Origin of the sequence: Paraburkholderia sp. GAS33 (assembly GCF_050436645.1) — a bacterium.
Classification (GTDB): domain Bacteria; phylum Pseudomonadota; class Gammaproteobacteria; order Burkholderiales; family Burkholderiaceae; genus Paraburkholderia; species Paraburkholderia phenazinium_B.
The window spans coordinates 362,704-380,336 of sequence record NZ_JBNDMP010000009.1; the positions used below are offsets into that span (position 1 = coordinate 362,704).

15 protein-coding genes are annotated in these 17,633 nt (G+C 61.9%); 3 read left to right on the forward strand and 12 right to left on the reverse strand.

Annotated elements, in window-relative coordinates:
- Positions 1-30: 30 nt before the first annotated feature.
- The 12 genes from nudB to P3T24_RS26740 all read right to left on the reverse strand — a co-directional run bounded on the left by nudB (position 31) and on the right by P3T24_RS26740 (position 13,632).
- Complete coding sequence (gene nudB / locus P3T24_RS26685; RefSeq protein ID WP_429439412.1) at positions 31-507, reverse strand: dihydroneopterin triphosphate diphosphatase; 477 nt, start codon at positions 505-507, stop codon at positions 31-33.
- A gap of 188 nt (positions 508-695) precedes the next feature.
- Positions 696-2,495, reverse strand: coding sequence for an aspartate--tRNA ligase (gene aspS / locus P3T24_RS26690; RefSeq protein ID WP_074263366.1), 1,800 nt, complete (start codon positions 2,493-2,495; stop codon positions 696-698).
- 71 nt (positions 2,496-2,566) lie between these two features.
- Positions 2,567-3,223 carry a DUF502 domain-containing protein gene (locus tag P3T24_RS26695; protein WP_074263365.1) on the reverse strand — a complete coding sequence of 219 codons (657 nt, stop codon included), beginning with the start codon at positions 3,221-3,223 and terminating at the stop codon, positions 2,567-2,569.
- 74 nt (positions 3,224-3,297) lie between these two features.
- On the reverse strand, positions 3,298-3,675 hold the full coding sequence (locus tag P3T24_RS26700) for an FmdB family zinc ribbon protein (protein ID WP_074263364.1): 378 nt from the start codon (positions 3,673-3,675) through the stop codon (positions 3,298-3,300).
- 138 nt (positions 3,676-3,813) lie between these two features.
- Positions 3,814-4,455: a hypothetical protein gene (locus P3T24_RS26705; RefSeq protein WP_074263363.1), complete on the reverse strand. Its 642-nt coding sequence runs from the start codon at positions 4,453-4,455 to the stop codon at positions 3,814-3,816.
- Positions 4,445-6,022 (reverse strand): ubiquinone biosynthesis regulatory protein kinase UbiB, encoded by a 1,578-nt coding sequence (ubiB, locus tag P3T24_RS26710; protein ID WP_074263362.1) that lies wholly within the window; start codon positions 6,020-6,022, stop codon positions 4,445-4,447. The genes P3T24_RS26705 and ubiB overlap by 11 nt, the downstream gene beginning before the upstream one ends.
- Positions 6,023-6,037: 15 nt before the next feature.
- Positions 6,038-6,682: a ubiquinone biosynthesis accessory factor UbiJ gene (locus tag P3T24_RS26715; RefSeq protein ID WP_429407124.1), complete on the reverse strand. Its 645-nt coding sequence runs from the start codon at positions 6,680-6,682 to the stop codon at positions 6,038-6,040.
- Positions 6,683-6,795: 113 nt separating this feature from the next.
- The gene (locus tag P3T24_RS26720) at positions 6,796-7,818 is read right to left on the reverse strand and encodes a Tim44 domain-containing protein (protein WP_429439377.1); all 1,023 of its coding nucleotides are present in this window, start codon (positions 7,816-7,818) and stop codon (positions 6,796-6,798) included.
- A 37-nt stretch (positions 7,819-7,855) separates the two neighbouring features.
- Positions 7,856-8,587, reverse strand: coding sequence for a bifunctional demethylmenaquinone methyltransferase/2-methoxy-6-polyprenyl-1,4-benzoquinol methylase UbiE (ubiE, locus tag P3T24_RS26725; protein ID WP_074263359.1), 732 nt, complete (start codon positions 8,585-8,587; stop codon positions 7,856-7,858).
- A 66-nt stretch (positions 8,588-8,653) separates the two neighbouring features.
- Positions 8,654-9,067 (reverse strand): gamma-butyrobetaine hydroxylase-like domain-containing protein, encoded by a 414-nt coding sequence (locus P3T24_RS26730; RefSeq protein ID WP_429407120.1) that lies wholly within the window; start codon positions 9,065-9,067, stop codon positions 8,654-8,656.
- Between the two features lie 7 nt (positions 9,068-9,074).
- Positions 9,075-9,503 (reverse strand): HIT family protein, encoded by a 429-nt coding sequence (locus tag P3T24_RS26735; protein ID WP_429439380.1) that lies wholly within the window; start codon positions 9,501-9,503, stop codon positions 9,075-9,077.
- A 34-nt stretch (positions 9,504-9,537) separates the two neighbouring features.
- Entirely contained in the window at positions 9,538-13,632 is a 4,095-nt protein-coding gene (locus P3T24_RS26740; RefSeq protein ID WP_429439382.1) for a DUF3683 domain-containing protein, read from the reverse strand.
- A gap of 521 nt (positions 13,633-14,153) precedes the next feature.
- On the opposite strand from P3T24_RS26740, the gene ilvA reads away from it, so the two are divergent.
- From ilvA to queF, 3 genes are read left to right on the forward strand one after another with little or no spacing between them, the layout of a single operon-like run.
- On the forward strand, positions 14,154-15,677 hold the full coding sequence (ilvA, locus tag P3T24_RS26745; RefSeq protein WP_074263355.1) for a threonine ammonia-lyase, biosynthetic: 1,524 nt from the start codon (positions 14,154-14,156) through the stop codon (positions 15,675-15,677).
- Positions 15,678-15,695: 18 nt separating this feature from the next.
- Entirely contained in the window at positions 15,696-16,613 is a 918-nt protein-coding gene (locus P3T24_RS26750; protein ID WP_074263354.1) for a 5'-nucleotidase, read from the forward strand.
- Positions 16,610-17,434: an NADPH-dependent 7-cyano-7-deazaguanine reductase QueF gene (queF, locus tag P3T24_RS26755; RefSeq protein WP_429439385.1), complete on the forward strand. Its 825-nt coding sequence runs from the start codon at positions 16,610-16,612 to the stop codon at positions 17,432-17,434. The genes P3T24_RS26750 and queF overlap by 4 nt, the downstream gene beginning before the upstream one ends.
- Positions 17,435-17,633 lie beyond the last annotated feature (199 nt).

Below are 17,633 nucleotides of genomic sequence, written 5' to 3' on the forward strand. Positions count from 1 at the left end.
GCCGCTCGAAATGCCGCGAACCGCCGGCCGTCATCGGAGCCGCCTTTTCAGGCGCTGCGGCAACTGCAAAATCGCGTCGGCGTTGGACGAGGAGAAGCAGCGCTCCGCGGCTTCTTCATGCGGCAGCCAGAGGTGCGCGGTGTGCTCGAGCGGCGCGAGCGTCACCTCGCAACGCTGCGGCACCTCGAGGCTGAACCAGTGTTCGGTGTTGTGTGTCACGCCCTCGGCGTAACGATGCCGCCAGACGGGATAAATCTCGTACTCGATCTGATACTGCCAGTCGAACAGCGCCTCGCGGGGCACAGCGGAGCTGCCGATCACGATACCGGTTTCCTCGGCCACTTCGCGTATAGCGGTCGAGGCAAGCGGCTCGTCGAGCGTGTCTTTCGAGCCCGTCACCGATTGCCAGAAACCCGCGCGATCGGCACGCTCGATGAGCAGCACATCTAACTCCGGCGTATGGATCACCACAAGTACGGATTCGGGAATCTTCGGCGGTTTCGGCATGGCGATAAGACTAGGCGCGTACTGCGCGCGGTACATGTCGGTCGACGGCTTTATCTGGGCTATTGTTTCACCCGTTGCTCCGACTGTAACGCAAAAAACGAAAAAGGCGCGTGACGCGCCTTTTTCGTTTGCTTGACCGCGGCCCATTGAACCGCTGGATGAGCCGCTCAGACAGCGAGCATGCAGCCTTACGCCTTCGCTTCCGGCTGACGCAGACGGATGTGCAACTCGCGCAACTGGCGCTCGTCCACTTCGCTCGGCGCCTGCGTGAGCAGGTCCTGTGCGCGCTGCGTCTTCGGGAACGCGATTACGTCGCGGATCGAGTCGGCGCCGGCCATCATCGTGATGATGCGGTCCAGACCAAACGCGATACCACCGTGCGGCGGCGCGCCGTATTGCAGCGCGTCGAGCAGGAAGCCGAACTTGGCGCGTGCTTCTTCCGCATTGATCTTGAGCGCGCGGAACACCTTGCTCTGCACTTCTTCGCGGTGAATACGCACCGAACCGCCGCCGATTTCCCAGCCGTTCAACACCATGTCATAGGCCTTGGCGAGGCAGCGGGCCGGATCCGTTTCCAGATACTCGAGGTGCTCGTCCTTCGGGCTCGTGAACGGGTGATGCGCGGCGACGTAACGGTTTTCTTCTTCGTCGTATTCGAACATCGGGAAGTCCACCACCCACAGCGGCTTCCAGCCGGTTTCGACGAGGCCGTTGGCCTTGCCGAATTCGGAATGACCGATCTTCAGACGCAGTGCGCCGAGGCTGTCGTTGACGACCTTCGCGCGATCCGCCGCGAAGAAAATGATGTCGCCGTCTTGCGCGCCGGTACGCTCGATGATGGCCTTGATGGCTTCATCGTGCAGGTTCTTGACGATCGGGCTTTGCAGACCGTCGCGGCCCTTGGCGACTTCGTTAACCTTGACCCAGGCCAGACCCTTCGCACCGTAGATGCGCACGAATTCCGTGTAGCTGTCGATATCGCCACGCGAAAGTTCGCTGCCCTTCGGCACGCGCAGCGCCGCAACGCGGCCATCCTTGGTGTTGGCAGGCGTGCTGAACACCTTGAAATCGACGTCCTTGACCGCGTCGGTCAGGTCGGTGAATTCGAGCTTCACGCGCAGGTCCGGCTTGTCCGAACCGAAGCGGCGCATGGCTTCCGAGTACTGCATCACCGTGAATTTCTCGTCCAGTTCAACGCCGATCGTCACCTTGAAGACGTGACGGATCATCGCTTCGAACAGGTCGCGAATTTCCTGTTCCGAGAGGAACGAGGTTTCACAGTCGATCTGCGTGAATTCCGGCTGACGGTCGGCGCGCAGGTCTTCGTCGCGGAAGCACTTGACGATCTGGTAGTAGCGGTCGAAGTTAGCGACCATCAGCAGCTGCTTGAACAGCTGCGGCGACTGCGGTAGAGCAAAGAACTGGCCGGCATTGGTACGCGACGGCACGAGATAGTCGCGCGCGCCTTCGGGCGTGCTCTTGGTGAGCATCGGCGTTTCGATGTCGATGAAGCCCAGCGAGTCCAGATACTTGCGTACTTCGATCGAAACACGGTAACGCAGACGCAGGTTGTGCTGCATCTGCGGACGGCGCAGGTCGAGCACACGATGCGTGAGACGCGTGGTTTCCGACAGGTTGTCGTCGTCGAGCTGGAACGGCGGCGTGACCGACGCGTTCAGCACGTTCAGTTCGTGGCACAGCACTTCGATCTTGCCGCTCTTCAGGCCAGCGTTGGTCGTGCCTTCCGGACGATTGCGCACGACGCCCTTGATCTGCACGCAGAACTCGTTGCGCACGCCTTCAGCGGTCTTGAACATCTCCGCGCGATCGGGGTCGCACACGACCTGAACGAGGCCTTCGCGGTCGCGCAGGTCGATGAAGATAACGCCGCCGTGATCACGGCGACGGCTCACCCAGCCACACAGCGACACGGTTTGGCCCAGCAGTTCTTCGGTCACCAGACCGCAGTATTCAGATCGCATCGACATGATGTTTGTCTTTCGTTTTGCATTAGTTGAACGGCGCGCAGCTCATGAAACTGAAACAATGCGCGCCGGCATTACATCGGCGGTTCGATGGTGGAGCGGCGCACCTGCTGCGCCGGTGGCGCGGATGGCGCCACCACGCCCATCGAGACAATGTACTTGAGCGCAGCGTCGACCGTCATATCAAGTTCGACCACTTCGCTCTTCGGCACCATCAGGAAGAAGCCGGACGTCGGGTTCGGCGTAGTCGGCACGTACACGCTGACGTGATCTTCCTTCAGGTGGTTGAGCACGTCCCCGCCCGGAATCCCGGTCAGGAACGCGATCGTATAGGAGCCCTTGCGCGGATACTCGATGAGCAGGGCCTTGCGAAACGCATTGCCGCTGCTGGAGAGCAACGTATCGGACACCTGTTTGACGCTCGTGTAGATCGGCCCGACCACCGGAATATGGCCGACCAGCAACTCCCACCACTTCACGAGCTTCTGCCCGATGAAGTTCTGCGTCAACAGTCCAACGATGAAGATAAACGCCAGCGTCAGCACTGCGCCTAGGCCGGGCAGACGGAAGCCGAGCGCGCGCTCCGGCTGCCACGACTCCGGCAGCAACAGCAGCGTCTGATCCATCGTGCCGATAATCAGACCGAGCACCCACAACGTGATGGCCAACGGCACCAGCACCAGCAGGCCGGTCAGGAACACCGATTTGAGCGTCGCTTTTTTCGTCGTCATGTGTATCGCCAGAAAGCCACGCCGGCCGGGCCGGTTGTGGCGAGTGCGCCGCCTCGTCGAGGCGGCAACGCTAGCTAGGCGCTGCCGGAGCCGTTGCCGCTGGTGCTAGCCGGTGCGGCCGCCGGCGCTGCAGGTGTTGCGGCGCTGGTAGAGCTTTCGGTCGAGCCGCCCGACGAACCGGTGTCGGCGGAGCCGCCCTCGGACTTCACGGGCGCGGCTTCCTTGTCGCCGCTCGCGCCACTCGGCGCCGCTGCGCTCTTCGCGCCGTTGCCGCCGCGGAAATCGGTTACATACCAGCCCGAACCCTTCAATTGAAACCCGGCTGCGGTCACCTGCTTGCGGAATGTGTCTTTTCCGCACTCGGGGCAGTTCGTCAACGGGGCGTCGCTCATCTTCTGAAGCACGTCCTTCCCGAAGCCGCATGATTCGCAGCGATACGCGTAGATCGGCATGATCTTTTCCCTACATTAATCTGGCAAACGCTTGCAAAGCCTTGAATTATAGCCGCAAACAATCTCCCACCCCCGGTTTTCAGGAGTGGGCGGCCGACGCAGCCACCGCGGGCACATATGGGGGCGCCCAGCGTGGGATCAAGTCCTCGTCGAGGCGCGGCGGCGCCAGGTGAGCCAGCGCTCGCGGCCGGCGAACACCGGCATCGAGTCGCTGACGGGCTCGTCTTCGATCAGTTCGAAATGCGGATTCAGCAAGGCGTCGAGTTCGGCGCGCTCGATTCCGAACGGTGGCCCTTTCGGGGTCGCGCCCAGAAAGAAGAAGCCGGCCAGCAGAGTCTGCGCCGGCAGAAGTTCGGCCATGCGCTGCGCATAATCTGCGCGGCGGTCCTTCGGCAACGCGCACAGAAATGCGCGTTCATACATCCAGCCTGGGGTGAAGGGCGGCTGCCAGGAGAAGAAATCGGCCTGATCGACGACGTTTGCGTATGCGCCTAGCTGTGAGCGCGCAGTCGCGACCGCAGCCGACGAGAAATCGATCGCCTGCACCCGGCGACCCTGACGGGCTAGCCAGAGCGCCTCCCACGCGCTGCCGCAACCGGGAATCAGCACTGCGGCTTCGGGATGGCGCGTCGCGAAGGTCTGAAACGCTGCCTGCACGCCCGCCTGGTCCCATGGCGTAAAGCCGCGTTCAAAGCGTTCATCCCAGAATGCCGGCGAGTTCGGATCGCGGGTGGCGAAATCGGGGCCTGCTGGATTCAACGGATCCACTTTATCCACCATAAACTAGTGCGAGCCAGGCCCGCGCCACCACCGCGCCAATGCCGACCGCAATACCGAACATCAGCAAGCCTTGCAACAGCCGGTTGGTGCGCTTCTGCTCGAGCAGGATCTGGCGAATCGTGTCGTCGCCCGGGCCGCGCTGGTTGTCGTGACGTTCCGCCAGCACGTGGTGGATCAGCCGCGGTAGTTGCGGCAACGTTTTGCTCCACTGCGGCGCTTCGATCTTCAAACGCTCGAGCCAGCCGCGCAGGCCGATCTGCTCGTTCATCCAGCGTTCGAGATACGGCTTGGCCGTCTTCCACAAATCGAGTTCGGGATCGAGCGAACGCCCGAGGCCTTCGACGTTCAGCATCGTCTTCTGCAACAGGACGAGCTGCGGCTGGATCTCGACGTTGAAACGGCGCGACGTGGAGAACAGGCGCATCAGCACCTGACCCAGCGAAATGTCCTTCAGCGCGCGGTCGAAGTACGGTTCGCAGACTGCACGAATTGCGCTTTCGAGTTCCTCGACACGCGTGGTGGGCGGCACCCAGCCCGACTCGAGGTGAAGCGTGGCGACCCGGTGGTAGTCGCGCTTGAAGAACGCAAGGAAGTTCTGCGCGAGGTAGTTCTTGTCGAAGTCCGACAGCGCGCCGATGATGCCAAAGTCCAGCGCGATATAGCGTCCAAAGTGCGCCGGATCGAGACTGACCTGGATATTGCCGGGGTGCATGTCCGCATGGAAAAAGCCGTCGCGGAACACCTGCGTGAAAAAGATTTCGACGCCTTCGCGAGCCAGCTTCGGGATGTCCACGCCCGCGGCGCGCAGCGTTTCCACCTGACTGATCGGCACACCGACCATGCGCTCCATCACCAGCACGGTGGGTGTGCAGAACTCCCAGTACATCTCCGGCACCAGCAGCAGATCGAGTCCCGCGAAATTGCGACGCAACTGGCTGCCGTTAGCGGCCTCGCGCATCAGGTCGAGCTCATCGTGCAGGTATTTGTCGAATTCGGCGACGACCTCACGCGGCTTCAGACGCTTGCCGTCGGCCCACAGGCGTTCGGCCCATACGGCGATATCGCGAAGCAGCGCAAGATCGGAGTCGATCACCGGCAGCATGTTCGGGCGCAGCACCTTCACCGCCACGGCCTTGCCTGCATGTTGGCCGGCTTTCACCTTGGCAAAGTGCACCTGCGCGATCGACGCGCTCGCCACCGGCACCCGCTCGAAATCGTCGAACAGCACGTCGACCGGCGCCCCCAGCGACTTCTCGACGAGCCCAATTGCCACCTCGGACGGGAACGGCGGCACCTGGTCCTGCAGCTTGGCCAACTCGTTAGCGATATCGACAGGCAGCAGGTCGCGCCGGGTCGACAACACCTGGCCGAACTTCACAAAAATCGGCCCGAGGCTTTCGAGCGCGAGACGCAGCCGCACGCCTGGCGGCTGGTCGAACTTACGGCCGATCGTGGTGATGCGCAGCAACAACCGCACGCGGCGGTCGTTGATACGGCTGAGCATCATCTCATCGAGACCGAAGCGGATAACCGTAAAGAAAATTTTGAGGAAACGCAGAAAACGCATGGTTGAGCCCGGTGACTAGCGCGTGCCGCGCGACGTGGCGGCGCCGCCCGGCGCATTGGCGCCGCGGGCTTCGACCTTCTTTTCAAGACGCTCGAGACGTTTTTCGACGCGTGCCAGTGCATCGCGGGCGCTGGCGAGGTCGGCATTGAAGTCGTCAAGCGCGGCGCGGCGCACTAGTTGCGGATTCTCATCGAGCAGGTATTCGGCCACCGAGTCGAGCAGATTGCGCCCGGTGCGGCGCGCATGCTCACCGACCGAGCGCGCCACCGAGGCGACCCGCCAGGCCGGACCGTCGCCGATCAGCCGCGCCAGGTCTTCCTCCGGTTCCCAGCGCAGATGCTCGGCCAGCTTCGCGATCACCGTGGCGAATTCCGCGTCACCTTCGATCTTCACATGCTTCATCACCGCCGCCTGACCGCCCTGTACAAAGGCCGGCAGCGCCTCGGGCGGCACCGAGATGGTGACGTCGAACTGCTGCGTTTGCGTTTCGTCGACCGCGGCCAGATAGCCGTCAGGCTGGACGAGCAGCATCAGAATGACCGGCGGACAGCTCAGCCGGGCGGTCTTGCCGGCATAGGGGGCGAGGCGCTCGCGGGCCCACGATTCGCGGGCGAGCAGGTGATTGACGGCAGCAGCGAAGGGCTTGGCGGCGAGGGTCATTGAGAGTGGCAAGAAAAAACCCGCGCGGGCGATGTGCCCGCGCGGGTTCCTATTGTAACGTCCGTTCGCTTCGCGGCTTAGTCGGCCGAACAGCCAATGCGCAACGCGTCACGTCAATGCGCGGAGGTGGCCTGACCGACCCCCGCCTGCTGGATACCGGCGAGCAACCACCCTTCCCCTGCGCGGCTCGACTTCGACAGGTTCCAGATTTCCACGAACGGCTCGGCGGGCGCGCCCGAGTTCTCGCGGATCAGGCCGGAGAAGCGCACGCTGGCCAGATATTCACTGCCGCGGTCTTCGACACCCAGCAACTCGGCGTTCAACTGCACCACGTCAGTCAGAGTGGGCTCTGACCCGCGTGAGTCGAGGTCGATCTTCACTTCGGCGAACATTTCGGGCGTCGTGAATTCGCGGATATCGGCGATGTTGCCCACGTCCCACGCGGCCTGCAAGCGCACGAAGTAGACCTTCGCATTGCGGACAAACGCTTGCGAGTCGAAACCGGCGGGAACGACAGGCATCGCGAGCGTAGCCGAAGCGGTATTGACCTGCGGCTCGCGGTAAAAGCCGTTTTGCGCCGACGGCGCCTCGGTGAAGCTCGGCTCCTGCGAGTAGCCGTTACGTCCAGCGTTCAAACTGGGCGCGGTGCCCGCATAGGCAGGTGCTGCGGCATCGCGCTTGCGGGCCACAAAACGGCGGATCAGCCAGATCGCCAGCATCGCGATGGCGGCTATCACGAGCATATTGGCCATGGCGCCGGCAAACGCCTCACCCATCCCAAAGTGCGAAAGCAGCGCGGCGATACCGAGGCCAGCGGCCAGACCCGCGATCGGCCCGAGCCAGCGCGAGCGGTTAGGCGCGGCGGCCGGCGTCGGCGCCGGTTGCGCGCGCTGCGCCTGGGCGGCTTGTGCCGATTGCTGTGCCTGCTGCGGAGATTGGGCCGGCGGCGTGGTTTGCCGCTGCATCGCGCTCGACTGCTGACGGCCGATGCTGCGCCCGCCACCCAGGCGCCGCGCCTCGGCGTCGAGCGAGGCAACGGTGGCGAACGCGATCAGACCGACCATCACTGCCAGTCCGATTCTTCTCGCCAGCGACCCCTTAACATTACGGGAAGATAACAAACGCGAATCGGACATGATGAAATTTTCCTTTAAAAACGATGGGTTAGGGACCCTAGTATTTGGTCCCCACGTGTAAAGCTACCACACCAGCTGACAGATTGTAATATTTGACGCCGTCGAGGCCAGCTTGTTCCATCATCGTCTTTAAAGTTTCCTGGTCCGGGTGCATCCGGATCGATTCCGCCAGGTAGCGGTAGCTCTCCGCGTCTTTCGCAAAGCGGTCGCCGAGCCACGGCAGCACCTTGAACGAATAGACGTCGTAGACTTTTTTCAGCGGATCCCACACTTTCGAGAATTCGAGCACCAGCAGACGGCCGGCCGGCTTCAGCACGCGGCGCATTTCTGCCAGCGCGATATCCTTGTGGGTCATGTTGCGCAAGCCGAACGCCACCGTCACCACGTCGAAGTAGTTGTCTGGAAAGGGGATTTTTTCCGCGTCGCACAACAGCGCCGGCGTCACGATGCCTTTATCGAGCAGGCGGTCGCGGCCCACGCGCAGCATCGATTCATTGATGTCCGTGTGCCAGACCTCGCCGGTCGGCCCCGCCTTTTTGGCGAATTCCTTGGACAGGTCACCCGTGCCGCCGGCGATATCCAGCACCTTATAGCCCGGCCGGACGTTCGCCTGGGCAATCGTGAACATCTTCCACGCCCGGTGCAGACCGCCCGACATCAGGTCGTTCATCAGGTCGTAGTTGGAGGCGACAGAGTGGAACACGCCGGCCACCTTCTGCGCTTTTTCCTGTTCGTCTACCGTCTGAAAGCCGAAGTGGGTTTTGCTCATCGCGTTCGTCCTTTCGCGTATTTTTGAATGTTGCGCCGCATCAGTGTGGCGTCAGGCCGAATCGTATCAGTGACAATGACCGTGCGGGGCGCTGGCTGACGCCATCGGCGCGTCGCGGTCGACACCGGCCGCTTTCAGTTTGTCGAGATATTCGCGCCAGAGTTCATCCTGGCGGGTGGCGATGTCATACAGCAGATCCCACGAATAGAGCCCGGTAGAGTGGCCATCCGAGAAGGTCGGCTGCAAGGCGTAGTTGCCCACGCCCTCTATGGAGGTGATCGTCACCTCGCGCTTGCCGGTCTGCAGCGTCTCCTGCCCCGGCCCGTGGCCACGCACTTCCGCCGAAGGCGAGTACACCCGCAGCAGTTCGAACGGCACGCGGAACGATTCGCCGTTTGCGTATTGCAGTTCGAGCGCGTGCGATTTGGCATGTACCACCACGCCGGTTGGCACCGGTGTGTCGCGAGTCAGTCCACTCATGTTGACCTCAGGCCAAAGCTTGTTCGATTTCCTGCCGCACCGCATCGCGCAGCAACGTCGCCTGCGCCCGGCGTGACGACAGCAGCGCCTCCGACACCGTGCGCTGGCGCGGCGCCCAGATCGGCAGTGGAAAATGGGCGTCGTTAGAGAAACGCGGAATCACGTGCCAGTGCACGTGCGGCACCTGGTTGCCGAGGCTCGCCAGATTCACCTTGACCGGTTGCAGGATGCGCCGCATGGCGCGTTCGACCGCATACACCGCGCGCATCACACGGTCGCGATCACTCTCGGCAAGATCCGAAAACTCGGCAACGTGCCTGTTCCAGATCACCCGGCAGAAGCCCGGGTAATCGTGTTCGTCGGCAAGGACGACACGCATCGTATCGTCCTGCCACAGCACGTCGCCGCCATCTTCACGGCAAAATACACAGTCCATCGTCGTCCTCAAGCGGAAATCGTCAGTCGTGCCATTAAACCAGCACGCGCTCGATTCCGCCATTGTTCGCACGCTGGACGTAATCGGCCATCCAGTCTTCACCCAGCACGTGGCGCGCCATCTCGACGACGATGTAGTCCGCCTCGATGTTGGCGTCCTCGTTGTAGCGCGACAGCCCTTGCAGGCAGGACGGGCAGCTCGTGAGGATCTTGATTTCGGTGGCGCCGTTGGGCGTCGGACCGTCGCCGGCCTTGAGCACCGAGCCATCCGGCGCGCCCGCTGCACCGGCCGAAGCATTGGCCGGGTTGATCCCGTTGGCGCCAGCTTCCGCCACCAGCGGAATGCCGCGCAGCTTGGCCGCGCCCTTGCGGATTTCCTCTTCCTTGCGGAAACGGACCTGCGTCGAAACGTCCGGACGCGTCACCGCGAGTGTGCCGGATTCGCCACAGCAACGATCGTTCTTTTCGATCTTGTAGCCGTCCTTCTCCGAGCCCATCAACTGATTGACCAGCTTCACCGGGTCCATCGTCTTGATCGGCGTGTGGCATGGGTCGTGATACATGTAGCGCATGCCATTGACGCCATCGAGCTTCATGCCCTTTTCGAGCAGGAATTCGTGAATGTCGATAATCCGGCAACCGGGGAAAATCTTTTCGAATTCATAACCGGCGAGCTGGTCGTAACACGTGCCACACGACACCACCACCGTCTTGATGTCGAGGTAGTTCAGCGTGTTGGCGACGCGGTGGAACAGCACACGGTTATCCGTGACAATCTTCTCCGCCTTGTCGAACTGGCCCGAACCGCGCTGCGGATAACCGCAGCACAGATAACCCGGCGGCAGCACCGTCTGCACGCCCGCTTCCCACAGCATGGCCTGGGTCGCCAGGCCCACCTGCGAGAACAGACGCTCGGAGCCGCAGCCCGGGAAATAGAACACCGCTTCCGTATCCGCCGTAGTGGTCTTCGGATTGCGGATGATCGGCACGATCTTGTTGTCTTCGATGTCCAGCAACGCGCGCGCCGTCTTCTTCGGCAGATTTCCCGGCATCTTCTTGTTCATGAAGTGGATCACCTGCTCCACCGCCTTCGGCTTGCCGACGGTAGCGGGCGGATGCGCCGTCTGCTTCTTCGCGAACTTCTTCAGCACGTCGTTGCCGAGGCGCTGCGCCTTGTAGCCGATGCCCATCATCGCGGTGCGCGCGAGGTTAATGGTCTGCGGATTGGTGGCGTTGAGGAAGAACATGCCGGCCGCGTTGCCCGCATTGAACTTCTTCTTGCCCATCTTGCGCAGCAGGTTGCGCATGTTCATCGTGACATCGCCGAAGTCGATCTTCACCGGACACGGCGTCACGCATTTGTGACAGACCGTGCAGTGATCGGCGACGTCGTTGAACTCGTCCCAGTGCTTGATGGATACGCCGCGGCGCGTCTGCTCTTCGTACAGGAACGCCTCGACCAGCAGCGACGTGGCGAGAATCTTGTTGCGCGGGCTGTACAGCAGGTTGGCGCGCGGCACGTGGGTCGCGCACACCGGCTTGCACTTGCCGCAACGCAGACAGTCCTTGATCGACTCGGAGATCGCGCCGATATCGCTCTGCTGCATGATCAGCGATTCATAGCCCATCAGCCCGAAGCTCGGCGTGTAGGCATTACGCAGATCCGCACCTTCGAGCAGCTTGCCGGCATTGAACCGGCCGTGCGGATCGACGCGTTGCTTGTACTTGCGGAATTCGCCAATCTCGTCCTCGGTCAGGAATTCGAGCTTGGTAATGCCGATGCCGTGCTCACCCGAAATCACACCGTCGAGCGAGCGCGCCAGCTTCATGATGCGCGCGACGGCCGTGTGCGCGTCCTGCAGCATCTCGTAGTTGTCGGAGTTGACAGGGATGTTCGTGTGCACGTTGCCGTCACCCGCGTGCATGTGCAGCGCGACGAACACGCGGCCGCGCAACACTCGCTTATGAATGGCCTGTGCCTCTTCGAGAATCGGCTTGAATTCGCCGCCGTTGAAGATCTGGCGCAACTCCGCACGAACTTCCTGCTTCCACGACACGCGCACGGTGCGGTCCTGCGTCACGTCGAAGACCGTCACGCTAGGCTGCGCATCGACCCTGTCCGCGAACTTCTCCGCGAGCCCCGCGTAGCCGAGCTGAACCATGTAGTGCTGCGCCTCGCGCAACGACAGATCGAGCTTGTCGCGCAGAAATTCCCAGCGCGCGCGGACCTGCTTGAGCAACTCGAGCGCATGCTGCACGCGGTCTTCCAGCAGTTCGGCGCTTGGAATTTCGTTGGCATCGTCGCTCTTGCCGAGCGGCAGCTTGCCGCCTTTGAAGAACGTTTCGAGCGCGTCGAGCAGTTGCAGCTTGTTCTTGATCGACAGTTCGATGTTGATGCGTTCGATCCCGTCCGTGTACTCGCCCATGCGGTTGAGCGGAATCACCACGTCTTCGTTGATCTTGAACGCGTTGGTGTGCTTCGCAATCGCGGCCGTGCGGCTGCGGTCGAGCCAGAAGCGCTTGCGCGCCTCGGCGTTCACCGCGACGAAGCCTTCGCCGCTCTTGCCGTTAGCCATGCGCACGACTTCCGAGGTGGCTTGCGCCACCGCATCCGCATCGTTACCGACGATATCGCCGATCAGCACCATCTTCGGAAACGCGTTGCGCTTGCTCTTGGTCGCGTAGCCGACCGCGCGCAGATAGCGTTCGTCGAGGTGTTCGAGGCCGGCGAGAATCGCACCGCCCTGCTTCGACGTTTCGAACAGGTAGTCCTTGATTTCGACGATGCTCGGAATCGCATCGCGCGCCTGGCCGAAGAATTCGAGGCAGACGGTGCGCGTATGGGCGGGCATCTTGTGCAGCACCCAGCGCGCCGACGTGATCAGGCCATCGCATCCTTCCTTCTGGATACCAGGCAGGCCGGCGAGGAATTTATCCGTGACGTCCTTGCCGAGGCCTTCCTTGCGGAACACACGGCCCTTGATGTCGAGCGATTCGGTGCGCAGCAGCTTTTCACCGGGCGCGTATTCGCCGTCGAACCACTTCAGTTCGAAGCGGGCCACCTCGATGTCATGGATCTTGCCCATGTTGTGGTCAAGGCGCGTGACTTCGAGCCAGTTGCCTTCCGGGTCGACCATGCGCCACCAGGCGAGATTGTCCAGCGCCGTGCCCCACAGCACGGCCTTCTTGCCACCTGCGTTCATGGCGACGTTGCCGCCAATGCATGAGGCGTCGAGCGAGGTCGGATCAACCGCGAACACGTAACCAGCCTGCTCGGCGGCTTCAGTCACGCGGCGCGTGACAACACCAGCGCCCGAGAAAATGGTCGCGACCTTGTTCGGCACGCCAGGCAGGTCGGTCAATTCGACCGCGTCGAGTTGCTCGAGCTTTTCGGTATTGATGACCGCAGAGAACGGCGTGAGCGGCACCGCCCCACCCGTGTAACCCGTGCCGCCCCCTCGCGGAATCACCGTCAGACCGAGTTCGAAGCAGGCCTTGATCATGCCGGCGATCTCGACTTCCGTGTCCGGCGTCAGCACGACAAACGGATATTCGACGCGCCAGTCGGTCGCATCGGTCACATGCGAGACGCGTGACAGCCCGTCGAACTTGATGTTGTCTTTCTGCGTGACGCGGCCCAGCACCTTGGTGGCACGGCGGCGCAGCTCAGCGGTCTTGTCGAACTCGTTGGCGAAGTCATCCACGGCGCGGCGCGCTGCAACCACCAGCGTTTCCACGCGTGCAGCGCGGTCTACCCCCGCTTCGTCGCCGTGCTCGGTCAAATCGGCGCGACGCCGTTTCTCGATCTCCGACAGACGATGGTGCAACGCTTCGATCAGCAACACACGGCGCTTGGGGTTGTCGAGCAGGTCGTCCTGCAGGTAAGGATTGCGGCGGACCACCCAGATGTCGCCGAGCACTTCGTACAGCATGCGTGCAGAGCGGCCGGTGCGCCGTTCGGCGCGCAACTCGGCCAGCGCATCCCACGCTTCGTTACCCAGCAGGCGGATAACGATCTCACGGTCGGAAAACGAGGTGTAGTTATAGGGAATTTCGCGCAGACGCGCTTCAGGGGCGGCGGCCACCGCAGCGGCGGCTCCGTGCGGATCGAATACTTGAGGTGCGTTCATGTTTGGACGACTCGGTAGGTCAACTGGGCGCGCTCGCTAATCGATACTGAGGAGGCGCTGGCTGACGGTGCGCGTGGGGCGCAATTCTGGAAATCTTCTAGTTGGCCGAAGCACCTGCCGGCGGGCGATACACGCCGGCCGCTTCGTGGCACTCAGATGCAGCTACACGATCGCGCACAACAGACGTGCCTCTGCGCCGCGGGACGGGACCCACGCGGGACGGGCATCAAATGGGCGATCTGAGGCTGCCAGTGCATCTTCCGATCCTTGTTCCAAAATCGAATTCTACCGCATCATCCGCACGCGCGTTGACGCTCGAATCACGCTCTGGCAGGGCTTTTACACGACCAGGCGAGGAAATATCTTCAAACTGGTGAGTCCACAATTCTTCGACCGAACGGTCGGGCGGGTGGTGTTTCCGGATCTTTCCTGCGCGTTGGCCATACGGCCGAGGCCAGAGCGCGGGCCGTTGGCGCTATCATTGACCTTTCCCGTCTCACACAGCGCACCGCGCCACCCGCATGGCTTCCCACGACTATCTGAAGAAAATCCTGACCGCGCGCGTCTACGACGTCGCCCACGAGACCGAACTCGAACATGCGCCGAATCTGTCGGCACGGCTGCGCAACCCGATTTACCTGAAGCGCGAAGACAACCAGCCGGTGTTCTCGTTCAAGGTACGTGGCGCATATAACAAGATGGCGCACATTCCGGCCGAAGCGCTGGAGCGCGGTGTGATTACGGCTTCGGCGGGCAATCACGCACAGGGCGTCGCGCTGTCGGCGGCGCGCATGGGTGTGAAGGCGATTATCGTGGTGCCAGTGACAACCCCGCAGGTGAAGGTCGACGCGGTGCGCTCGCATGGCGGCCCCACGGTCGAAGTCGTGCAGGTGGGCGAGTCGTACAGCGACGCCTATACGTACGCCGCCAAGCTACAGGAAGAGCGCGGCCTGACGTTCGTGCATCCGTTCGACGATCCGTACGTGATTGCCGGCCAGGGCACGGTGGCGATGGAGATCCTGAGCCAGCATCAAGGGCCCATTCACGCGATCTTCGTGCCGATCGGCGGCGGTGGTCTTGCGGCTGGGGTTGCCGCATACGTCAAGTCGGTGCGCCCGGAGATCAAGGTGATCGGCGTGCAGACCGACGACTCCTGTGCGATGGCACAGTCCCTGAAGGCCGGCGAGCGTGTCACGCTGAATGAAGTGGGTCTCTTTTCCGACGGCACTGCGGTGAAACTGGTTGGCGAGGAAACGTTCCGGCTGTGCCGCGAATACCTCGACGACGTGCTGATCGTGAACACCGACGCCCTGTGCGCGGCGATCAAGGACGTGTTCCAGGACACGCGTAGCGTGCTGGAACCCGCCGGCTCGCTGGCGGTGGCAGGCGCGAAGCAATACGCGGAGCGCGAGGGCATCGAGGATCAGACGCTGATCGCCATCACCTCCGGCGCCAATATGAATTTCGACCGGATGCGTTTCGTGGCCGAACGCGCCGAGGTCGGCGAGGCACGCGAAGCGGTGTTCGCCGTGACGATCCCCGAAGAGCGCGGCAGCTTCAAACGCTTCTGCGAACTGGTCGGCACTCGCAGCGTTACCGAATTCAACTACCGTATCGCCGAAGCGAGTTCCGCGCATATCTTCGTGGGCGTGCAGATCAGGAACCGCAGCGAGTCGGCGCAGATCGCGGGCGCCTTCGAGGCGCACGGCTTTGCCACCGTCGATCTGACCAGCGACGAACTGTCGAAGCAGCATATCCGTTACATGGTGGGCGGCCGTTCGCCGCTCGCGCATGACGAGCGCCTGTTCCGCTTCGAATTCCCGGAACGGCCGGGTGCGTTGATGAAATTCCTGTCGTCGATGGCGCCGAACTGGAATATCAGCCTGTTCCATTACCGGAACCAAGGCGCGGATTACAGCTCGATCCTCGTTGGCATCCAGGTGCCCGGCACGGAAAACCCCGAGTTCGACCGCTTCCTCGCGACGCTCGGCTATCCGTACTGGGAAGAGACGACGAACCCGGTGTACCGGTTGTTCCTCGCCTAGGCTGACAGGACCTCGCCGATGGCATTCACGCTTCAGGACAAGCTGGTGGTCGCGATTTCATCGCGCGCGCTGTTCGACTTCGAAGAAGAGAACCGCGTGTACGAAGAAGGCGACCTGCACAGCTACGAAACGCTGCAGCGTGAGCGGCTAAGTGTGCCCGCCAAACCGGGCGTGGCGTTTCCGCTGATCCGCAAGTTGCTGGCACTGAACGCGGGCGCGCACCGGGTGGAAGTGGTGATACTGTCGCGTAGCGATCCCATTAGCGGGCTGCGCGCGTTTCACTCGTGCCGCGAACACGGCCTCGCGATCGAGCGCGGCGTCTTTACGCGTGGACGTGCGCCGTTTGGGTATCTGAAACCGCTGAACGCATCGCTGTTTCTGTCCGCCAATCAGGACGACGTGCGCGATGCGCTGGCCGCCGGATTTCCGGCTGCGCGCGTATTGCCGGAATCGGCGAAAATGGCGAGCAAGTATCCGGACGAAATCCGCATTGCCTTCGACGGCGACGCCGTGCTGTTTTCCGACGAAGCCGAGCGTGTATTTCAGCAGGAAGGCTTGCGGGCGTTTTTGGGCCATGAGATCCACAACAAGGATCTGCCGTTAGCCGATGGGCCGCTCAAGCCGTTGCTGGAGGCGCTGCACCGTTTGCAGAATGTGGCGGACGAGGCTGCGCCAACGCAGGCAGCACCAATGCATATCCGGACGGCGCTGGTAACGGCGCGTTCGGCACCGGCGCATGAAAGGGCGATCCGTACGCTGATGGCGTGGAACATCGAAATCGACGAAGCGATGTTCCTGGGCGGTCTCGACAAGAGCGCATTTTTGCGCGAGTTCGAGCCGGACTTTTTCTTCGACGATCAAATTGGCCACTGCGAATCGGCCCGCGTCGTGACGGCGACGGGGCACGTGCTGAGTGGCATCGTGAACGCATCATGACACCCGAACAATCACCGCTGGGCAAACCTGCCACCTATACCGAACAGTACGACGCGACGCTGCTCTTTCCGATCGCACGCAAGACCGCGCGCGAGGCGATTGGCATTGGGGCGCAGTTGCCGTTCTTCGGGACGGATATCTGGAATGCTTACGAGCTTTCCTGGCTGAATGGGCGCGGCAAGCCGCAGATTGCGGTGGCGACTTTTTATGTGCCGGCGGATTCGCCGAATATTGTCGAATCGAAGTCGTTCAAGTTGTATCTGGGATCGTTCGCGCAGAGTTCGTTTGAGTCGTTTGAGGTGGTGCGGGATACGATCAAGCGGGATGTTTCTGCTGCCTGCGGCGCTACGGTTTCAGTGCATCTGACTGGGCCGATGGATTTTGGCAAGTTGCAGCTGGATGAGTTTGAAGGCACGCCGCTGGATCGGTTGGATCTCGATACTGATGTTTATCATCCTGATCCTTCGTTGCTCAAGGCTGCGCTTGAGGAGGCTCCTGTTGAGGAGACGGTGTTTTCTAATCTGCTCAAGTCGAATTGTCCCGTTACCGGGCAGCCTGATTGGGGGAGTGTGCAGATTCATTACGTTGGACCGCAGATTGATCATGCTGGGCTCCTGCGGTATATCGTTTCGTATCGGAATCACACCGGGTTTCATGAGCAGTGCGTCGAGCGGATTTTTGTTGACGTTCTTAAGGTTTGCAAGCCGCTGAAACTCGCCGTTTATGCTCGCTACACGCGACGTGGGGGGCTTGATATTAATCCGTTCCGGACTAACTTTAATTTGCCCATGCCGGATAATTGCCGCACGGCGCGACAGTAATGCGGGTTTGCCTGCGGCGCCTTGGTTTGGCGGGTGCTCTTGTTGTGTTGGCCTTCCCTTGCGTTGTTATTGGTCTATTAGCGATGCCCCTGTGCGGGGCGGCACGAGGGTGTAAATAGTTTTGTGTAAACGGTCATTTGGCAGGAGACTGCCAGTAACAGGAGCGACGATGACCGTAGCGAAACGCAATAAACGGGTA